The sequence below is a fragment of the Paenibacillus glycanilyticus NBRC 16618 genome (assembly GCF_004000805.1).
Taxonomy (GTDB): domain Bacteria; phylum Bacillota; class Bacilli; order Paenibacillales; family Paenibacillaceae; genus Pristimantibacillus; species Pristimantibacillus glycanilyticus.
This window is the reverse complement of record NZ_BILY01000020.1, coordinates 88,702-108,409: the sequence shown is the minus strand read 5'-3', so window position 1 is coordinate 108,409 and position 19,708 is coordinate 88,702. Positions and strand designations below refer to the sequence as shown.

General features: G+C 51.1%; 18 protein-coding genes and 1 pseudogene. 18 read left to right on the top strand and 1 reads right to left on the bottom strand.

Features of this window, described 5'->3' with window-relative positions; all coding sequences use genetic code 11:
• The 3 genes and pseudogenes from PGL01S_RS30870 to PGL01S_RS17385 form a co-directional block, all read left to right on the top strand.
• A pseudogene (locus PGL01S_RS30870) lies at window positions 1-1,072 on the top strand (flagellar hook-length control protein FliK); the annotation flags it as partial.
• A complete protein-coding gene (locus PGL01S_RS17390; RefSeq protein WP_127495846.1) occupies window positions 1,069-1,374 on the top strand; it encodes an EscU/YscU/HrcU family type III secretion system export apparatus switch protein in 306 nt (101 codons plus the stop codon). The pseudogene PGL01S_RS30870 and the gene PGL01S_RS17390, both read left to right, overlap by 4 nt.
• Window positions 1,367-1,735: a YraN family protein gene (locus PGL01S_RS17385; protein WP_127495845.1), complete on the top strand. Its 369-nt coding sequence runs from the start codon at window positions 1,367-1,369 to the stop codon at window positions 1,733-1,735. The genes PGL01S_RS17390 and PGL01S_RS17385 overlap by 8 nt, the downstream gene beginning before the upstream one ends.
• A 24-nt stretch (window positions 1,736-1,759) precedes the next feature.
• Here the strand turns inward: PGL01S_RS17385 and PGL01S_RS17380 are convergent, their stop codons facing one another.
• A complete protein-coding gene (locus tag PGL01S_RS17380) occupies window positions 1,760-3,316 on the bottom strand; it encodes a YifB family Mg chelatase-like AAA ATPase (protein WP_127495844.1) in 1,557 nt (518 codons plus the stop codon).
• Window positions 3,317-3,628: 312 nt separating this feature from the next.
• Here PGL01S_RS17380 and sucC point away from each other — a divergent pair, with 312 nt between their 5' ends.
• The 15 genes from sucC (at window position 3,629) to fliI (ending at window position 19,706) form a co-directional block, all read left to right on the top strand.
• Complete coding sequence (sucC, locus tag PGL01S_RS17375; RefSeq protein WP_127495843.1) at window positions 3,629-4,789, top strand: ADP-forming succinate--CoA ligase subunit beta; 1,161 nt, start codon at window positions 3,629-3,631, stop codon at window positions 4,787-4,789.
• Window positions 4,790-4,820: 31 nt separating this feature from the next.
• Window positions 4,821-5,762 carry a succinate--CoA ligase subunit alpha gene (sucD, locus tag PGL01S_RS17370; RefSeq protein WP_127495842.1) on the top strand — a complete coding sequence of 314 codons (942 nt, stop codon included), beginning with the start codon at window positions 4,821-4,823 and terminating at the stop codon, window positions 5,760-5,762.
• 176 nt (window positions 5,763-5,938) lie between these two features.
• Entirely contained in the window at window positions 5,939-7,054 is a 1,116-nt protein-coding gene (gene dprA / locus PGL01S_RS17365) for a DNA-processing protein DprA (protein ID WP_127495841.1), read from the top strand.
• Between the two features lie 27 nt (window positions 7,055-7,081).
• Entirely contained in the window at window positions 7,082-9,178 is a 2,097-nt protein-coding gene (gene topA, locus PGL01S_RS17360; protein ID WP_127495840.1) for a type I DNA topoisomerase, read from the top strand.
• Between the two features lie 98 nt (window positions 9,179-9,276).
• Window positions 9,277-10,608, top strand: a complete 1,332-nt coding sequence (gene trmFO, locus PGL01S_RS17355; RefSeq protein ID WP_127495839.1) for an FADH(2)-oxidizing methylenetetrahydrofolate--tRNA-(uracil(54)-C(5))-methyltransferase TrmFO — start codon at window positions 9,277-9,279, stop codon at window positions 10,606-10,608.
• An 85-nt stretch (window positions 10,609-10,693) separates the two neighbouring features.
• Window positions 10,694-11,239, top strand: a complete 546-nt coding sequence (gene hslV / locus PGL01S_RS17350) for an ATP-dependent protease subunit HslV (protein ID WP_127495838.1) — start codon at window positions 10,694-10,696, stop codon at window positions 11,237-11,239.
• Between the two features lie 17 nt (window positions 11,240-11,256).
• Entirely contained in the window at window positions 11,257-12,660 is a 1,404-nt protein-coding gene (hslU, locus tag PGL01S_RS17345) for an ATP-dependent protease ATPase subunit HslU (RefSeq protein ID WP_127495837.1), read from the top strand.
• A gap of 37 nt (window positions 12,661-12,697) precedes the next feature.
• Complete coding sequence (gene codY, locus PGL01S_RS17340; RefSeq protein WP_127495836.1) at window positions 12,698-13,468, top strand: GTP-sensing pleiotropic transcriptional regulator CodY; 771 nt, start codon at window positions 12,698-12,700, stop codon at window positions 13,466-13,468.
• A gap of 236 nt (window positions 13,469-13,704) precedes the next feature.
• Complete coding sequence (flgB, locus tag PGL01S_RS17335) at window positions 13,705-14,112, top strand: flagellar basal body rod protein FlgB (protein ID WP_127495835.1); 408 nt, start codon at window positions 13,705-13,707, stop codon at window positions 14,110-14,112.
• Between the two features lie 6 nt (window positions 14,113-14,118).
• Window positions 14,119-14,574, top strand: a complete 456-nt coding sequence (gene flgC / locus PGL01S_RS17330; RefSeq protein WP_015845034.1) for a flagellar basal body rod protein FlgC — start codon at window positions 14,119-14,121, stop codon at window positions 14,572-14,574.
• Between the two features lie 29 nt (window positions 14,575-14,603).
• Entirely contained in the window at window positions 14,604-14,915 is a 312-nt protein-coding gene (gene fliE, locus PGL01S_RS17325) for a flagellar hook-basal body complex protein FliE (protein ID WP_127495834.1), read from the top strand.
• 41 nt (window positions 14,916-14,956) lie between these two features.
• Window positions 14,957-16,540: a flagellar basal-body MS-ring/collar protein FliF gene (fliF, locus tag PGL01S_RS17320; RefSeq protein WP_127495833.1), complete on the top strand. Its 1,584-nt coding sequence runs from the start codon at window positions 14,957-14,959 to the stop codon at window positions 16,538-16,540.
• 11 nt (window positions 16,541-16,551) lie between these two features.
• Complete coding sequence (gene fliG, locus PGL01S_RS17315; RefSeq protein ID WP_015845031.1) at window positions 16,552-17,565, top strand: flagellar motor switch protein FliG; 1,014 nt, start codon at window positions 16,552-16,554, stop codon at window positions 17,563-17,565.
• A complete protein-coding gene (locus PGL01S_RS17310) occupies window positions 17,558-18,394 on the top strand; it encodes a FliH/SctL family protein (protein WP_127495832.1) in 837 nt (278 codons plus the stop codon). Before fliG ends, PGL01S_RS17310 begins: the two co-directional genes overlap by 8 nt.
• The gene (gene fliI / locus PGL01S_RS17305) at window positions 18,381-19,706 is read left to right on the top strand and encodes a flagellar protein export ATPase FliI (RefSeq protein WP_127495831.1); all 1,326 of its coding nucleotides are present in this window, start codon (window positions 18,381-18,383) and stop codon (window positions 19,704-19,706) included. Before PGL01S_RS17310 ends, fliI begins: the two co-directional genes overlap by 14 nt.
• Window positions 19,707-19,708: the final 2 nt, after the last annotated feature.

The following is a 19,708-nucleotide window of genomic DNA, read 5'->3' as shown; positions in this document are numbered from 1 at the left end:
TGCGGCAGCGCAAGCGTCCGCGGCGGAGCCCGCGGAGCATGGCGCGGAGCCGCAAGGCGCTCGCCCTGGCGCGGCCACGGGCGGCAGCACAGCCTCATCCGGTAACTGGCTGGGCCAGATGATGAAATGGATGGGCGTCGACTATGAGAATCAATTGTCGAAGCAATTGAAGGTCCCGCCCTCTCAAGGGGCTGTTCAGCCTCAGGAGCAGGATGCTTCAATGGTGGTCAGCGGCAATGGCAACGACAGCGGGGTTGCAGACGAGCCAATCGCTGCACGCAGTCCACAGGGCTCTGCGGATGCGCTAACACGCCAACAGCCGGCAGAAGGTCGCCAGGAGACGCGTCAAAGCTCGAATGCCCAGCAAGCGGCAGGGCAACAGTCGGACCAGGCTGAAGCAGCTGCGCCTCTCGACAAAGAGCAGAGAACGGTCCATACCGAGCGATCCCGCGAGTTGCCAGTGACACCGCAACAGCTGTCACCGGACAGGGTGAGCGCGGATGATGCCAAGCCTGCAGCGCAGGAATCGCTAAAGAGTACGCTGCTTGCCATTGCCGCATCCAGCGACGCACCGCCTGCTTTGCGCGAGACCGCGCAACAGCTCGTCCAGCAGATAACGGGACAGCAGCTGCTGTTATCCCCGGAACGAAACGGAGCCGTTTTCTCCCATCTGACGATGTTTGTGCCGCTTACCGGCCCGGATGGGAATCAGACCGCTTCCGTTCATATTCAGACGAGAAGAGGGCGGCAAGGCCAGCTGGACGCTGAGAATTGCCGTTTGTTGTTCGATTTGTCGATGAAGACTTTAGGACCTACCTTGGTTGACGTGAATGTCATGGACAAAATCGTCAGCTTGACGTTATGGAACGATCATCCTGCAATAGCTGCGCTTGTAGATTCCTCCCGCAATGAAATAACGGCAAGTCTTAATCAGGCGGGCTATCAGCTCCTATCCCTTCGCGCTACTCCAACAAGAGCGGATAGCGATGAGGGAGAAGGGGTTAAACGGATCATGCCGGATCCGGCTCAATTCGTGAACACGCGTTATAAAGGAGTCGACATACGGGCATGAGTTCGGAACAGAAGAACGGTAAAGAGAAGAGGACGGTTAAAAAGGCCGTAGCGTTGAAATATGAGCCCGGCGTGCACAAAGCGCCGGTCGTAACCGCTAAAGGGAGAGGTTATTTGGCGGAGCAAATATTGGAGCAGGCGGCAGAGCATCAAGTGCCAGTGCAGCAGGACTCTTCGCTTGTGGAAGTATTGTCCAAGCTGGATGTCGATCAATCGATACCGCCCGAGCTTTATACGCTGGTCGCCGAGATCCTGAGCTTTGTTTATCGTTCCGATCAGAGAGCGAGGGATTTGGATGAGTGAGGACCGCAGAAGGCATACCGGGCTGGCCGGCGAAACGGCCGCTTGCCAATATCTCGAGAACGGCGGATATACTGTCATTGAGAGGAATTGGCGCTGCCGATCCGGAGAAATCGATATTATCGCAACCATCGATGATACGCTTGTTTTTGTCGAAGTAAGAACAAGAAGAGCGGGAGGTCGATTCGGGACGGCGGCCGAATCCGTAGACCGGCGCAAGCAGCAGCAGGTGGCGCTTGTCGCCCAGGTGTATTTGCGAATGAGACATTTAACCTATCCTCCCATGCGGTTTGACGTCATTGCTGTCACCATGAACCGCGATGACTCCATCGGCGAAATTAAACATGTAAAAGCGGCTTTCTAACCGGTAGAAAGCCGCTTTTTGCTTTTATATATCAAGTCTCCGGTATTGAATCGCTTCCGCCACATGCACATCCTCCACGCAGTCACTGCCTTCCACATCCGCGATGGTTCTCGCCAGCCGTAAAATACGGTCATACGCTCGCATGCTTATATTCAGCACCGTAAGCGCATGATCAAGCAGCTCAAATGCTTCCTTCTTCATTAAAATAGAGCGCCTCAGCGATGTTCCGGACAGCCGTGCTCCAGGTTTGAGCCCGAGCTCTTCATCCCGTCTTTCTTTTCTTGTCCGTGCCTCAAGCACAAGCTGCCTCATCCGGGAAGAACTCATTTCGGCAGGGATTTCCGCATTGCCTTCCCGTTCAATCGGCCTGGGAACCTCGAGCTGGATATCGATCCGGTCAAGAAGGGGGCCGGACATCTTGCTTTTGTATTTGGCAATTGCGGAATCACTGCAACTGCATCGTTTCTCGGCCGTTTCATGGCCAGCATACCCGCATGGGCAAGGATTAAAGGATACAGCCAGCATAAGCCTGGCCGGAAAATGAAATACGGCTCTTGACCTTGCTATGGTGACGATCCCGTCCTCCAATGGTTGACGCAATACTTCAAGTACGGTTCGGGAGAACTCCGGAAGCTCGTCCAGATAAAGCACGCCATGATGGGCGAGGGTGACCTCGCCGGGCTTCGGCACCGAACCGCCGCCTATGAGCCCTCCGGCCGATATCGTGTGATGCGGCGAGCGGAAGGGAGCAATCCTGATCAGACCTTTAGCATCGGTAGACAGCTTGCCTGCCGCGCTGTAAATCTTGGTCACTTCCAGCGCTTCTTCTTCGGTAAGAGGAGGCAGGATGCCGGGGAGTCGGCGGATCATCATGGTTTTGCCGGTTCCGGGGGGGCCCGCGAACAAGATGTTGTGTTTCCCGGCTGCGGCAATTAACAATGCGCGCTTGGCCTGCTGCTGCCCGTATACATCGCTGTAATCCCCTATATCAACCGCATGCTCTTCAGCCGCGGCGGCAGAAGCAAGCTGCCTGCTGGCAGCGGCGTCAAACCGGATGTCGGACCAAGCTTCAGAGCCCTTATGCTGGGTTAGAAGCTCTTTGAGATGGGTTACCGCATACAACTCCATCTCCGTTATCCAAGCGGCTTCCTTGGCATTTGCCAGAGGCAGCAGCACCTTGCGTATGCCGGACCGCTTGGCTTGCTCGATCATGGCCAAAACGCCGGGCACGGGACGGATATCGCCATTCAAGGACAATTCTCCGATCAGCATCGATTGCTCGAATGGCTTCGCTTCAAGTTGACCGCTCGCGGTCAGAATACCCGCCGCGATCGCAAGATCGAAGGCGGTGCCTTCCTTGCGCAAATCCGCCGGAGCCAGATTGACGGTAATGCGTTCCAGCGGGAAAGCGAATCCGCTGTTCTTAATCGCTGCGCGGACCCTTTCTACAGATTCCCTGACGGCGGGGTCGGGCAGGCCAACGACGCTGACCTGCGGCAAACCGTTGGCTATATCGACTTCCACGGAAATTTCTTTACCTTCAACTCCAAGAACGCTGCTGCTATGCATTAAACTGAACACAAAAAAAAGCACCTCCAAAAATAGGATGAAGGTGCTTCCTTACGTCCGAATCTCGTTATATAAAGTTATCGTTAAAGCCATCATAGTGTAAAAAAGACAAGTCTGTCAATATTGGAAAAACAAGTATGAATTCTTCAAGAAATTAGGGCATACTACAGGAGTCCGTCGGTGATTTAATCTCATTTTGAGATCAAATCCATATCAAAAAACCGAAACCCGAAGGGTCGAAATATGGCATAAATAATGCTACAATGATTAAGGTTTGTGTACATATGACTGAAGTTGAGTCTGTGAAATGGAGGATTTCTAACAATGAATATCCATGAGTATCAAGGCAAAGAGGTCCTGAAACAGTACGGCGTTGCTGTTCCAGAAGGAAAGGTAGCTTTCTCCGTTGACGAAGCGGTAGAAGCTGCGCAAGCACTGGGTACCCCAGTGGTAGTAGTAAAAGCGCAAATTCACGCTGGCGGCCGCGGTAAAGCGGGCGGCGTTAAAGTAGCGAAAAACATCGATGAAGTTCGTGCGTATGCCAGCGAAATTCTTGGCAAAGTGCTCGTTACTCATCAAACAGGCCCGGAAGGTAAAGAAGTTAAACGTCTTCTTATCGAGCAAGGCTGCGACATCAAGAAAGAATACTATGTAGGCGTTGTTATCGACCGTGGCACTGGCCGCGTAACCATGATGGCTTCCGAAGAAGGCGGCACGGAGATTGAAGAAGTAGCAGCTCATTCGCCTGAGAAAATCATCAAAGAAGTCATTGACCCGGCAATCGGTCTGCAAGTATTCCAAGCGCGCAAGCTTGCTTACGCAATCAACATTCCTGGCGAGCTTGTTAACAAAGCGGTTAAATTCATGATCGCTCTGTACAATGCATTCGTTGATAAAGATTGCTCTATCGCTGAGATCAACCCGCTTGTTGTTACCGGCGACGGCAACGTTATGGCGCTTGACGCGAAGCTGAATTTCGACTCCAACGCTCTGTACCGTCACAAAGATATCGTGGCGCTGCGCGACCTGGAAGAAGAAGATGCGAAAGAAATCGAAGCATCGAAATATGACCTGAGCTACATCGCGCTTGATGGCAACATCGGCTGTATGGTTAACGGCGCTGGTCTTGCGATGGCTACAATGGACATCATCAAATACTACGGCGGCGACCCTGCCAACTTCCTTGACGTAGGGGGCGGCGCTACAAAAGAGAAAGTAACTGAAGCGTTCAAAATCATTCTGTCCGACGAGAACGTAAAAGGTATCTTCGTTAATATCTTCGGCGGCATTATGCGTTGCGACGTTATCGCTGATGGCGTTATCGCAGCTGCGAAAGAGCTTGGCCTGGACCGTCCGCTCGTTGTAAGACTGGAAGGTACTAACGTTGAGCTTGGCAAAAAAATGTTGAACGAATCGGGATTAAACATTGTTGCGGCTGACTCGATGGCAGACGGCGCACAAAAAATCGTTAATCTCGTCAAATAGTACGAATTTATTAACGGGGATGTGAAATTCGATGAGTATTTTGGTTAACAAAGATACAAAAGTAATCACTCAAGGGATTACAGGCGCAACTGGCTTGTTCCATGCGAAAGGCGCATTGGACTACGGTACGCAAATGGTAGGCGGCGTAACTCCTGGTAAAGGCGGCACTAACGTCGATATCACACTGGAAAACGGGAACGTTGTATCTCTTCCAGTATTCAATACAGTTGAACAAGCGGTAGCAGCTACTGGGGCAACAGCATCGGTTATCTATGTGCCGCCTGCGTTCGCAGCAGACTCGATCATGGAAGCGGTAGATGCTGGCCTTGATCTGGTTATCTGTATTACGGAAGGTATTCCAGTACTTGATATGGTTAAAGTAAAACGCTACATGGAAGGCAGCAAAACGACTCTGATCGGTCCTAACTGCCCAGGCGTTATTACTCCTGACGAGTGCAAAATCGGCATTATGCCGGGTTACATCCACACGAAAGGCCATGTAGGCGTTGTTTCCCGCTCGGGAACTCTGACTTACGAAGCGGTTCACCAGCTTTCCACTCGCGGTATCGGTCAATCGTCCGCAGTAGGTATCGGCGGCGACCCGGTTAAAGGCTCCGAGTTTATCGATATCTTGAGCCGTTTCAACGATGATCCGGACACTTACGCGGTAATCATGATCGGCGAGATCGGCGGTACAGCAGAGGAAGAAGCTGCTGAGTGGATCAAAGCGAACATGAAGAAGCCGGTTGTCGGCTTCATCGGCGGCGCTACAGCTCCTCCGGGCAAACGCATGGGTCATGCGGGCGCTATTATTTCCGGCGGCAAAGGTACGGCTGCCGAGAAAATCGCTACTTTGGAAGCGTGCGGAATCAAAGTTGCTCCAACGCCTTCCGACATGGGCTCGACGCTCGTATCGGTGCTTGAAGAAAAAGGCCTGCTTGAGAAATGCACCACTGGCGTTGCTCAAGCCTAATCGTTTAATAGCATATTAATGAAGCAGTAAAGGTAAGCAACCTTTCAATGCCCGTTTTGGGCTTGAAAGGTTGCTTTTTTTTTCATAAAATTTCGGGTTGACTTGCATTCTTTTGCCATGTAACGCACAATAGGAAAGAATGCAGGCTGACCTCCCCAGAGGAGAGGGCGGCAAGAATGACGCTAAACGTTGATAAATGTAAGCAGATGGTTATCATGCTCCACGAATGTTCGGGCATAGGATGGCATACCGTTCAGAAAGCGGTTGCCCATAAAGCTTGGGAGCGCCTGGATGGCAATAGCGCTTTCGATTGGACGGCAATCGGTTTTGGACGGGCGCAAGCAGAGGCTGCGGCCAGACGATGGCAAGATCCTTTTGATTGGCCAGAGTCGCCTTATCTCCGGGCTCGGGCGCTTGGTGCAGCAGTGATCACTCCGTATGACGAGGCATATCCAGAAGAGCTTCGACGGATACCGCAGCCGCCATGGGTGCTGTATGCTCTTGGGAACGTTGAGCTCTTGAAGAGACCTTCGATTGCAATGGTAGGGACCAGAAATCCCAGCGCCTATGGCAGGCATACCGCGTTAGCGCTGTCTGAGGAGCTTTCTAGGCGTGGTTTGACCGTCGTGAGCGGTCTTGCCAGGGGGATTGACAGCAAAGCGCATGAAGCGGCTTTGCGGGGCCATGGAAGCACGATTGCCGTACTGGCTAGTCCGGTTGATCTTTGTTATCCGCCCGAGAACCGATCGCTCTACCAGGAAATTATACGGGAAGGGCTAATTCTGTCGGAGTCTCCGGTTGGCTCGCCGCTTCATCCGGGAATGTTTCCGCTACGCAACCGGATCATAGCGGGTTTATCGCTGGGGACGATCGTTGTGGAAGCAGCGAAGGGAAGCGGATCGCTTATTACGGCAGACCAGGCGCTCGAAATGGGGCGTGATGTATTTGCCGTACCCGGACCGATCTCATCGCCCAAGAGCGAGGGGCCTAACAGTCTGATCCGCGAAGGAGCGAAGCTGGTCAGCAGCGCCGACCATATTCTCGAGGAATACAGCTGGCTTGAAGAGAAGCTTGCGGCACTGACAAAGCCTAAACAAGCGGCCGTCGCCGCGGCAAGCATGAATGCCGAGGAGCAGAAAATAATCGATTTACTGCGCGATCGTCCGCTTACAATTAACGAATTGCACCAGCTTACGATGATCCCTTTTGGACATTTAAGCGCACTTCTGATAAATTTATGTATAAAACGGAAAATCGAACAACAGCCAGGGGCAGTTTATATAGCGTTGTAACATGTAGGGAGAGAGGGGGCGCCTAATGTGGCAGATTCATTAGTAATCGTAGAATCACCGGCCAAAGCAAAAACGATCGGCAAATATTTGGGCAGCAAATATATCGTTAAAGCATCGATGGGCCATATTCGCGATTTGCCAAAAAGTCAGACTGGCGTCGAAGTGGAAAACGGCTTCCAGCCGAAATATATTACGATCCGAGGCAAGGGCAGCGTATTAAAAGAGTTGAAGGACGCCAGCAAAAAGGTTAAACACGTCTTTCTCGCAGCCGACCCCGATCGCGAAGGAGAAGCGATCGCATGGCATCTGGCTCATTATCTGGAGCTGAACGAGTCGGATACCTGCCGTGTCGTATTTAACGAAATAACGAAGCAAGCCGTTAAAGATGCTTTCAAAACGCCTCGCAAGATCAATATGGATCTTGTGAATGCCCAGCAGGCCAGACGTATTCTTGACCGCCTTGTCGGTTACAAGATTAGTCCGCTCTTGTGGAAGAAGGTTAAGAAGGGCTTGTCCGCGGGACGCGTACAATCCGTATGCGTGAAGCTGATTATCGACCGGGAGAACGAGATTGACGCATTTGTTCCGGAGGAGTACTGGTCCATCACGGCAAAGCTTACCCAGCAAGGCGTTCCGTTTGAAGCAAAATACCATTCCATTAAGGGCGAGAAGCGGGAGCTCCACAACGAAGAGGAGATGCAGGCGATTCTTGCAGCCTTGTCTGGCAATCAGTTCAAGGTAGCCGAAGTAAAAGAGAAAGAACGTCTTCGCAACCCGGCTCCGCCGTTCATTACGAGCTCCTTGCAGCAGGAGGCAGCACGAAAGCTTGGATTCCGTGCTTCCAAGACGATGTCCGTGGCCCAGCAGCTGTATGAAGGCGTTGAGCTAGGCAAGGAAGGGACTGTCGGTCTCATTACCTATATGAGAACGGACTCGACAAGGATCTCACCGGTTGCCCAGGAAGAAGCGAAGGAATATATTGAAGGAAAATACGGCCCGTCGTTCTATCCGGAACAGCCGCGCGTCTACACGAAGAAAAACAGCAATGCGCAGGACGCCCATGAAGCGATCCGGCCGACATCGACGCTCCGCGACCCGGAATCGATGAAGCCGTTCCTTTCGCGGGATCAGCTTCGCTTGTATAAGCTGGTATGGGAACGTTTCGTATCCAGCCAGATGGCTTCCGCCGTGCTTGATACGATGACGGTAGACCTTGCTTCCGGCGACGTCACTTTCCGTGCGAGCGGTTCGAAGATCAAGTTTGCCGGCTTCATGAAGGTTTACGTGGAGGGCAATGACGACGGCACGGAGGAAGAACATAAATTCCTGCCGCCTTTTGCAATCGGTGATGTCGTGAACTCGGATTCCATCGAACCGAAGCAGCATTTCACTCAACCGCCGCCGCGTTATTCCGAAGCAAGATTGGTTAAGACGCTGGAGGAGCTTGGCATAGGACGTCCAAGTACGTACGCGCCGACGCTGGAAACGATCCAGAAACGCGGATACGTAGCGATCGAAGAGAAGAAATTCATTCCAACCGAGCTGGGCGACCTGGTCAATCAGATGATGGAGGAATTTTTCCCGGAAATTCTGGATTCCGAGTTTACGGCGAAGATGGAGACGGATCTTGACCATGTAGAGGATGGGGTGGAGGACTGGGTTAAAGTCCTTTCTAACTTCTACGAATCTTTCGAGAAGCGGCTTGAAGTCGCCGAGGAAGAAATGAAGGAAGTCGAGATTCAAGATGAGGTTTCGGATGAAATCTGCGAGAAATGCGGCCGCCATATGGTGTTCAAGATGGGGCGCTTCGGCAAGTTCCTTGCCTGCTCCGGCTTCCCGGACTGCCGTAACACGAAGCCAATCGTCAAGGATATCGGCGTAACTTGCCCGAAATGCGGCGAGGGCAAAATCATCGAGCGACGCAGCAAAAAAGGACGGATCTTCTACGGCTGCGATACTTATCCGACCTGCGACTACGTGTCCTGGGATAAGCCGACAAACAAGCCTTGTCCGAATTGCGATTCGATGCTTGTCGAGAAACGCAACCGCAGCGGCGCGAAGCTGCAATGTCCGAATTGCGATTATTCGGAAGAAATCACCGAAGACGAGCAAGAACAAGCCTAAACTAAAGAAACAGATGCGGCCACACGACAGTCCTCCCTTACGCAGGGAGGACAGCTGTGTTTTCACTGCCGTGTTAGCATATATTGGAGGTCTTTACATTGTCAGTTCAACAACCAGTCATCGTAATCGGAGCAGGTCTAGCAGGAAGCGAGGCAGCTTGGCAGATCGCATCCCAAGGTGTACCCGTCATTTTGTACGAGATGCGTCCAGAGACCAAAACGCCTGCCCATCATACTAAAAACTTTGCGGAGCTCGTGTGCAGCAACAGCTTGCGCGCCAATGGCCTTGCTAACGCCGTAGGCGTGCTGAAAGAAGAAATGCGCCGCCTGAACTCTCTTATTCTCGGCAGCGCGGATCGTCACGCCGTACCTGCAGGCGGAGCGCTTGCCGTTGACCGCGACGGTTTTTCCGGGGAAGTAACGCGTCTTCTTCATGAACATCCGCTTGTAGAGGTTCGCACGGAAGAAGTAACGGACATTCCGGAAGACAGCATTGTTGTCATCGCAACAGGCCCCCTTACTGCGCCTGCTCTGTCCGAGAAGATCCGTACCTTGCTTGGCGAAGAATATTTCTACTTCTATGATGCGGCAGCTCCGATCATCGAGAAAGACTCCATTGATATGAGCAAGGTCTATCTGGCATCCCGTTACGACAAAGGCGAAGCGGCATATCTGAATTGCCCGATGACTGAAGAAGAATTTGAGATTTTCCACGAGGCGCTGACGACAGCGGAGACCGCTGCGTTAAAAGATTTCGAGAAGGAAGTTTATTTCGAAGGCTGCATGCCGATCGAAGTAATGGCGAGCCGCGGCAAGCAAACCGTGCTCTTCGGACCTATGAAGCCGGTTGGTCTTGTTAACCCGCATACCGGTAAACTTCCGCATGCCGTGATCCAGCTTCGCCAGGATAATGCGGCCGGAACCCTCTATAACATGGTAGGCTTCCAAACGCATTTGAAATGGGGCGAGCAGAAAAGGGTATTCTCCTTGATCCCGGGCCTTGAGAATGCGGAATTCGTGCGATTTGGGGTTATGCACCGCAATACCTTTATTAACTCGCCGCGGGTCATGGAGCCGACTTATCAGCTCAAAAACCGCAGCACCCTATTCTTTGCTGGTCAGATGACGGGCGTAGAAGGTTATGTGGAGTCCGCTGCTTCCGGCCTGATTGCCGGCTTTAACGCAGCGAGACTGGCACGCGGTCTTGAACCTCTCGTACTGCCGGAGGATACAACGCTGGGCAGCATGGCGCATTACATTACAACGGCGGACTTCAAGCATTTCCAACCGATGAACGCGAATTTTGGCTTGTTCCCGCCGCTTGAGAACCGGATCCGCAACAAGAAGGAAAAGAACGAAGCGATTGCGAACCGTGCGCTGGATAGCCTGGAGCGCTTCAAGAAGGAACATTTCGATCATCTGAACGTATAAACAGTCGAATGCTGCACCGCTTGAGGGGCAGCACAACCGTATATATTTGAACTTAATAATCTGCGGGCTATAGGAGGGCGAAGAGATGGAGATGGAATTTCACGCCACCACGATTTGCGCGGTGCGTCACGAAGGTAAAGGAGCAATTGCCGGAGATGGACAGGTAACCTTTGGAAACAGCGTCGTGATGAAAAATAAAGCGAAAAAAGTTCGTCGTTTGTACCGCGGGCAAGTCATTGCGGGCTTTGCCGGTTCGGTTGCCGATGCGATTACGTTATTCGAGAAGTTTGAGGCAAAGCTGGAGGAGCATCACGGAAACCTTCAGCGTGCGGCCGTTGAGCTGGCAAAGGACTGGCGTACCGACCGCATTCTCCGCAAGCTCGAGGCGCTTATGCTGGTTATGGATCAGACCGGATTGCTTCTAATTTCCGGTAACGGGGAAATTATCGAGCCGGATGACGGCATCTTGGCTATCGGCTCGGGCGGCAACTATGCTCTCTCCGCCGCAAGAGCGCTGCAGAAGCATGCTCCCCATATGGAAGCAAAAGATATCGCAAAAGCAGCGCTGGAAACGGCTGCCGACATATGCGTTTATACGAATCATAATATTATTGTAGAAGAAATTGGTTGAAGCGGAGGAGATATCATATGGTAAATCAAGCTTTTACCCCTCGTCAAATCGTAGCAGAGCTCGATAAATATATTGTGGGACAAAAGCCCGCAAAACGATCTGTCGCCATTGCACTCCGTAACCGCTATCGCAGAAGCATGCTCGACGAGACGCTTCGCGATGAGATTGTTCCAAAAAACATTCTGATGATTGGACCTACCGGCGTAGGCAAAACGGAAATTGCGCGACGTCTGGCGAAATTGGTCAAGGCTCCTTTTATTAAAGTAGAAGCGACCAAATTCACCGAGGTAGGTTATGTCGGCCGTGATGTAGAATCGATGGTGCGGGACCTGGTAGAGACGGCAATCCGGATGGTAAAGGTAGAAAAGACGGAGGCTGTTCAGGATAAAGCGGAGAAGCTCGCTAATGAGCGGCTCGTTACGCTGCTTGTCCCTTCTAAAGTAAAAGAGAAGCAATCCAAAAACCCGTTCGAAATGCTGTTTGGCAATCAGCAAAACAATAAGGAAACGGTCGAAGAGCCTGAGCACGATAACGTTATTATCACCAAACGCTCGCAGGCGCGTGATGACTTGGCCGCTGGCAAACTCGAGAACGAAATCGTAGAGGTTGAGATTGAGGATAATACCCCGACGATGCTTGATATGCTTGGCGGTCAAGGACCGGATGGCCTAGGCGGAATGAACATGCAGGAAATGCTGGGACAATTCATGCCGAAGAAGACCAAGAAGCGCAAACTGCCTGTTAAAGAAGCCCGCAAAGTACTCATTCAGGAAGAAGCCAACAAGCTTATCAATATGGATGACGTCATTGCCGAGTCGGTCTCCCGCGCGGAGCAGTCCGGTATCATTTTCATCGACGAGATTGATAAAATCGCAAGTCCGTCGAGAGGCAATGGTCCCGATGTGTCCCGCGAAGGCGTTCAGCGCGATATTCTTCCAATCGTGGAAGGATCCACGGTCGTGACGAAATACGGGCCGGTAAAAACGGACCATGTTCTGTTTATTGCAGCCGGTGCTTTCCATGTAGCGAAGCCGTCCGATCTGATTCCCGAGCTTCAGGGACGTTTCCCGATCCGGGTGGAATTAACGTCGCTTAGCCTGGAGGATTTCGTCAGCATTCTGACCGAACCGAAAAACGCTTTAACGAAACAATACGCAGCCCTTCTGCAAACGGAAGGTATTACGATTGAATTTTCTGACGATGCCATTAAAGAGATCGCTTCGATCGCAGCCGATTTAAATCGCAATACCGAAAATATAGGTGCCCGCAGACTTCATACCATATTGGAGAAGCTGCTTGAGGATCTCTCCTTCGAAGCACCGGATATTACCCTTGACCATATGGTCATAACTCCCGAATACGTGCGTGAAAAAGTGGGAGGCATTGCGAAAAATCGCGATTTGAGTCAATATATATTGTAGTGAAATGTAGTTGGGATGAGCTTTGGGAGGCTTTGGAATGACTTTACTTACAAAAACAAGAACGTTGAACCGGCTGCTGCAGCGAGCAGCCGGCAAAGCGCTCAATTTCAGAGAGATGGCTGAGGTATTGTGCAGTACCATACAGACCAACGTGTTTGTGGTCAGCCGTAAAGGAAAGGTTCTAGGCTGCGCAGCCGTGAATCCTTATGATCATGACACGCTTCGTTCAATGTCTGTAGAAGAGCTGCGCTTTCCGCAAGTGAGTAACAGCCTATTTCTGGACATGCAGGAACCCGTAACAAACGTTGCTCCGGATACGGGGGTCTATGAGACTTTCCCGGCGCTTGGCGAACAAGAAATCATGACTGTAGTACCAATTACAGGAGGAGGAGACCGTCTCGGTACGCTTGTTCTGACACGCACGAACGGCTCCTTTGATGATGACGATCTTGTGCTGGCCGAATACGGTTCGACAATTGTCGGCATGGAAATTTTGCGTGAACGCGCAGAAGAGGTTGAACAGGAAGCGCGCAGCCGTGCGGTTGTTTCGGTTGCGATTGGCTCGCTATCCTTCAGCGAGCTCGAAGCGGTCGAGCATATTTTCGAGCAGCTGGAAGGGAAAGAAGGCCTGCTTGTTGCTTCTAAAATTGCGGATCGGGTAGGTATTACAAGGTCCGTTATCGTTAATGCCCTGCGCAAGCTGGAAAGCGCCGGCGTTATTGAAACTAGGTCGCTGGGGATGAAAGGGACCTACATCAAAATTTTAAATACCCAGCTGCTTCAGGAATTGGAAAAAATTAAGCAATAATTTCCTGGGACTACCATCCTATCGGAAATTCATCGAAAAGCCCTATCTTGAAATTAAAGATAGGGCTTTTTTCTTATTGTAATATTTTGGACAATTGTTGAATATTATCATGTCGGCAAAACTCGACAGTATCGTCTCATTTTTTTCATAATTTAATGTCGAACAAAGAAGGAATGGTTCGCAATCTGTTGAATACTTTACTAAGATCTTCTAATTGAAAGTGGTGACACAGGAACGTGAATCTATTGAATGGCACATCATTTGGGCGATTGGAAGGCGCGCTCAAGGCTGCAGAATTGCGACAAGGGGTCGTAGCCAATAACATCGCAAATGTCGACACTCCAAACTTCAAACGTTCGGAAGTTTTGTTTGAAGAGCTTCTCAGTCAAGAGATGGGAGGACAAACCGTCCTTCAGGGCAAGCGGACGAACGAGGGTCATATTCCGATAGGCAGGACCAGCGGAATAGTCCCAACCGCACAGACACAGACCGATAACTTGTCCGAAATGAATAACAATGAGAACAACGTCGACATCGACCGCGAGATGTCTTTGCTCGCTAAAAATCAACTCAGCTACAATTTTTATATTCAGCAAATCAATCATGACGTGAAGATGATGAAGACAGCCATTGAAGGGAGATAACAGGAAGTGAGAATTTCTAGCAGCTTCGACGCCAGTGCTTCCGCACTAACCGCACAGCGTTTGCGAATGGACGTTATTTCCTCAAACATCGCGAATGCTGAAACAACCCGCGCCGGTTACGTGAATGGCCAATTCGTTCCGTATAAACGGAAAATGGTCGTACTTGAACCAATGACGCAAAACTCCTCTTTCTCCGATCTGCTGAACAAGCAGCTTGAAGGGACTTCCGGAGCACAAGGTGTAAAGGCAACTAGAATTATCGAGGATCAGTCGCCTACCAAGCTTGTCTATAATCCAACTCACCCGGACGCGGATGCGGACGGATATGTCCATATGCCTAACGTTGATGTGGCGAAAGAAATGGTTGACATGATTTCGGCTTCTCGTTCATACGAGGCCAATGTAACAGCTCTGAATGCGTCTAAAGCCATGTTTACAAAGGCGCTGGAGATTGGGAAGTAAAGTAAAATAACGATGACGGAGGGACGGGCATGATTCAACCGTTGCAACTTAATCCCGCACAAGCCGTTAACAAGCTGCTTGAAACTGCGAAGCCGCAGCAGCAGGCAACACCTGCTGAGTCGATGAATTCTTTCGGGCAATACTTGGAGAGCGCACTTAATAGCGTGGATGCACAGGAAAAAGAGGTACATAAGTTAAACGATAAATACTTAATTGGCGAGGTTGATGTTTCACAGGTCCTCATCGCAACTCAGAAAGCAGAGCTTAGCTTACAGCTGACAACACAAATTCGCAATAAAGTCATTGATGCGTATCAAGAAATTATGCGAATGTCGGTGTAATGGGGCTTTCGAACTAGACAGAAGCTGGGTGAGGTGACAACGTGAACGAAAGAATCGCCCAATACCGCCAAAGACTTACGCAGTTTTGGGGGCAGATGGGCAAAAAACAAAAAATAGGGCTGGGGGCATCCATTGGTGCATTGTTGTTAACAATCGTGATTTTGACTTACATATTCACAAGAACGGATTACGAAGTAGCATTTCAAAACCTTGACACCACAGATGCGGCAGCAATAATGACTTATTTGGACGGAAACGGTATTCCTTATAAATTAAGCGCGGACGGTCAGAGCATCTCGGTACCTAGCGCGGTAGCGACGAGAACCCGGGTTGACGTTGGTTCACAGGGTCTTGTGCAGAACGGATCGATCGGATTCGAAGCTTTTGAAGGCGGAAGTGCTTTCGGACAAACCGAGAATGAATTTAACGTGAAGTACATTAACGCTCTAAACGGAGAGGTGCAGCAATTACTGAACCGGATGCAAGGCGTGCAGAGCTCGAAAGTACTCATCAACCTTCCGAAGGAATCGGTATTCCTGACTCCGGAAGAGAAGGAACAGGCATCCGCCTCCATCATGATGAACTTTACGCCGGGTTACCGTCCAAGCCAGCAAGAGGTTGACGGTTATTACAATCTGGTGAAGACGGCGGTTCCGAAGCTTGCGATTCAGGATATCACGATCTCTAGTCCGCAAGGCGAGCTGGTTTCCTCCGAAATCGACGGCAACAAGATTGGCGCTGCAACCGATGCTGCGGAAAGCCACTTCATGATTCAACGGAAGTACGAAGCCGAAGTGAAGAAAAATATCCAGCAGTTCCTGGCTCCGATGCTTGGAGACAATCTCGTTATCAGCGTTGCAAGCAGCTTTAACTTCGACAAGAAGGTGACTCAGGAGAATCTGGTCAGACCGCTTGAGAACAACAACAATAACGGCATTATCGTAAGCGAACAACAAGACAACAGCACAACAACCAATGGTTCGGCTAATGCAGGCGGTGTCGCCGGTACGGGAGAAACGGATGTACCCGGTTATACGGCAACGGATAATACGAACGGCTCTTCCGAGCAAAACTCGCGGGTAACCAACTATGATTACGACCGCATTAACAATCAGATTGAATCCGCACCGTACCAGCTGAAGGATTTGTCGATCAGCATCGGTGTTGAACAGAGCAAGCTCACGGATCAATCCCGGCAAGAGTTAACGAATTTCCTTAGCTCACTTGTCCGCGCGCAGCTGGCTGATTCCGGTCAAGATGTTAATGATGACGCAATGATTGCGAAAAAGGTTACAATTCTCGGTCAGAATTTCGCGGCAACGGATGCGGGAACTTCTTCCAGCGGTCTGTCGATGCAATGGGCGATTGGACTTGGCGCAGCGGCGCTTGCTTTGATCGGCGGTCTTGCCATTATGCTTGTCCGCAGACGCAGAAAACAAGCTGAAGAAGCGGCAGCAGCCGAAGCAGCCGCGTTGATGGAAACACCGGCTAAACCGGAATTCCCTACAATTGATTTTGAAACAGTTAACAATGACAGTCAGGCAAGAAAAAATCTCGAAACACTCGCCAAACGCAAGCCGGAAGAGTTCGTCAACTTGCTCCGCACCTGGCTTGTGGATGAATAGAGGTGGCTCCCGTGGCAAAACCGCTTAATGGATTAACCGGTCGGCAAAAGGCGGCGATTCTGCTTATTACGCTCGGGCCAGAAGTATCCGCCCAAATTTTCAAACATTTGAGAGAAGAAGAGATCGAACAGCTTACTCTCGAAATTGCCAATGTCCGCAAAGTAGACAGTGCGGAGAGAGAACAGATATTGAGCGATTTTCATCAAATCTGTCTGGCGCAGGAATATATTTCGCAAGGCGGTATCTCGTACGCGAAAGAGATTTTGGAGAAGGCGCTTGGCGAACAGAAGGCTGTTGAAGTCATTAACCGTTTGACGGCTACGCTTCAAGTCAGACCGTTCGACTTTGCCCGCAAGGCTGAACCGACGCAAATCCTTAACTTTATCCAAAACGAGAACTCGCAGACAATCGCGCTCGTCCTATCGTATCTGCAGTCCGAGCAATCCTCGCATATTTTATCGTCCTTGCCGCAAGAGAAGCAGGCGGACGTTGCCCGCAGAATTGCCTTGATGGACAGTACTTCGCCTGAGGTTATCAGTCAGGTTGAACGCGTTCTCGAGCAAAAACTCTCTGCTACGGTAACACAGGACTATACGAATGCAGGCGGCATCGATTCGATCGTTCAAATTTTGAACGGCGTAGACCGCGGTACGGAACGAACCATTCTGGATGCTCTCGAAATCGAAGATCCGGAATTGGCGGAAGAAATCAAAAAACGCATGTTCGTCTTCGAAGATATCGTCAATATCGACAACCGTTCGATTCAGCGCATTATCCGCGACGTGGAGAATGCCGATCTTCAGCTCGCCCTCAAGGTGGCAAGCGAGGAAGTGCGGGAAGCGATCTTCCGCAACATGTCGAAGCGGATGTCCGATACGTTCAAGGAAGAAATGGAATTTATGGGTCCTGTCCGGCTGCGTGACGTTGAAGAGGCTCAGACCCGTATCGTCGCTACGATTCGCAGGCTAGAAGAAGCCGGTGAGATCATCATCGCCCGCGGCGGAGGAGATGATATCATTGTCTAATTTGATAAAGTCTTCAAGCGTAATCGCGCTTGATCAGCTGAAACAGCTCTATTGGCTTAACAAACATGCTGCTGAGCAAGTAGCGGTGACCGAAGAGATTATTGAAGAGGCAGGCCCGGATGAAGAGACCATCTCCATTCGCGACCAGATCATCTCGGATGCACAAATTTTTGCAGAAGAACGTATTCGCGAAGCAGGCGAACAAAGCGAGCAAATGCTGGCAAAAGCCGAAGCCGATATCGATGCCTGGTGGCTTGAGAAACGGCTGGAAGATGAAAGGCATTTCGAAGCTTCCCGTCAAGCAGGCTTTGAGCAGGGTTATGCTGAAGGCCAAGCGCATGCCGAGCAGACTATGCGGCAGGAATGGGAAAGCCGTCTGGAAGAAGCCAATGCCGTTCTGAAATCCGCTTACGAGATGCGAGAGCAGATTATTCAAGAGGCTGAGCCTTTTCTGGTAGAGCTTAGCGTCTCTATCTCGGAAAAAGTAATCGGCAGACAGCTGTCGGAAGCGCCTGAAATGGCACTTGAACTAATCCGCAAAGCATTGTCGAGGCGAAGGGAACAAGGCGTTATCGCCCTATGCGTTGCTCCGGGGCAGCTAGCTTTTGTCCAGGCGGCAAGGGAAGAGCTTAATCTTGTTATCGACTCGCAGGCTGAGCTTCAGATTATTCCCGACGCAACGGTCAAAGATTTCGGCTGCGTCATCCGTTCCGCTTACGGAAGCATAGATGCGCGGATTGATACGCAATTGTCCGAGATCAAGCGCGAGCTTGTACAGCTTGCCAACCAAAGCCATGAAGAACGGAGCATCCCGGATGAACGGTATTAAACTGGACAGCTCCAAATATATGGACCAGCTTCGTCATCTTGACCCTATACGCGTGAACGGCAAGGTCACGCAGGTTATCGGTCTTACCGTGGAATCGGAAGGACCGGATGCAAGCATCGGCGATGTCTGCCTGATCTACCCGGCAAAAGGTGCCAAACCGATTAAAGCCGAGGTCGTAGGCTTCCGTGATAATAAAGTCATTCTAATGCCTTTGGGCGAATTGCATGCGATAAGCCCGGGCTGCGACGTTGTCGGGACCGGAAAGCCGTTATCGGTGCAGGTTGGTTCCGAATTGCTTGGCAAGGTGCTTGACGGTTTGGGGCAGCCGCTTGACGGATCTTTTTTGCCGAGCCGCATGCAGCATTACTCGACCCACAATGAGCCTAGCAATCCGCTTGCGCGTCCCCGGGTACAGGAGACTTTGAGCATTGGCGTCCGCGCGATTGACGGTTTGCTTACCGTTGGCAGAGGCCAGCGCGTAGGTATTTTTGCAGGCTCGGGCGTCGGCAAAAGTACGCTGCTTGGCATGATCGCCCGCAATACTTCCGCTGACGTCAACGTCATTGCATTAATTGGCGAACGCGGCCGCGAGGTGCTCGAATTTATCGAGAAGGATCTTGGTCCTGAAGGACTTGCCCGCTCGGTTGTAATTGTAGCAACCTCCGATCAGCCTGCTCTAATCCGGATTAAGGGAGCTCTTATCGCAACTTCCATTGCGGAATATTTCCGCGACCGCGGATTAAACGTCATGCTGATGATGGACTCGGTTACCCGTTACGCCATGGCGCAGCGCGAAGTTGGCCTTGCCATCGGCGAGCCGCCTGCCACTAGAGGCTACACGCCTTCCGTATTCGCAACACTCCCCAAGCTTCTGGAACGGGCGGGAACAGGGCCTAACGGCTCGATTACCGCATTCTATACCGTTTTGGTTGACGGCGACGACATGAACGAACCGATCGCCGACGCGGTGCGCGGCATATTGGACGGTCACATCGTGCTTAACAGGCAGCTAGCGAATAAAGGGCATTTTCCTGCTATCGATGTTCTGGCGTCTGTCAGCCGCGTCATGAAGGAAATCGTGACGGAAGAGCATCAGGAAGCAGCAAATCAGTTAAAGATGTTACTCTCTGTTTATAGAGATTCGGAAGACCTCATCAATATAGGGGCGTACCAGAGGGGTACAAACGAAAAAATTGATACGGCCATCGAAAATATTGACGCAATCTATCAATTTACAAGGCAAAAGACAAACGAAAAGGTCACTTTGGCCGATTCAAAGGAAAGATTAATTCAGGAATTCCACGGGAGATGACG

Coding starts and splice junctions, on each gene's coding strand:
- PGL01S_RS17390 (WP_127495846.1), top strand. CDS start 1,069: ATGAGTTCGGAACAGAAGAACGGTAAAGAGAAGAGGACGGTTAAAAAG.
- PGL01S_RS17385 (WP_127495845.1), top strand. CDS start 1,367: ATGAGTGAGGACCGCAGAAGGCATACCGGGCTGGCCGGCGAAACGGCC.
- sucC (WP_127495843.1), top strand. CDS start 3,629: ATGAATATCCATGAGTATCAAGGCAAAGAGGTCCTGAAACAGTACGGC.
- sucD (WP_127495842.1), top strand. CDS start 4,821: ATGAGTATTTTGGTTAACAAAGATACAAAAGTAATCACTCAAGGGATT.
- dprA (WP_127495841.1), top strand. CDS start 5,939: ATGACGCTAAACGTTGATAAATGTAAGCAGATGGTTATCATGCTCCAC.
- hslV (WP_127495838.1), top strand. CDS start 10,694: ATGGAGATGGAATTTCACGCCACCACGATTTGCGCGGTGCGTCACGAA.
- hslU (WP_127495837.1), top strand. CDS start 11,257: ATGGTAAATCAAGCTTTTACCCCTCGTCAAATCGTAGCAGAGCTCGAT.
- codY (WP_127495836.1), top strand. CDS start 12,698: ATGACTTTACTTACAAAAACAAGAACGTTGAACCGGCTGCTGCAGCGA.
- fliE (WP_127495834.1), top strand. CDS start 14,604: ATGATTCAACCGTTGCAACTTAATCCCGCACAAGCCGTTAACAAGCTG.
- fliI (WP_127495831.1), top strand. CDS start 18,381: ATGAACGGTATTAAACTGGACAGCTCCAAATATATGGACCAGCTTCGT.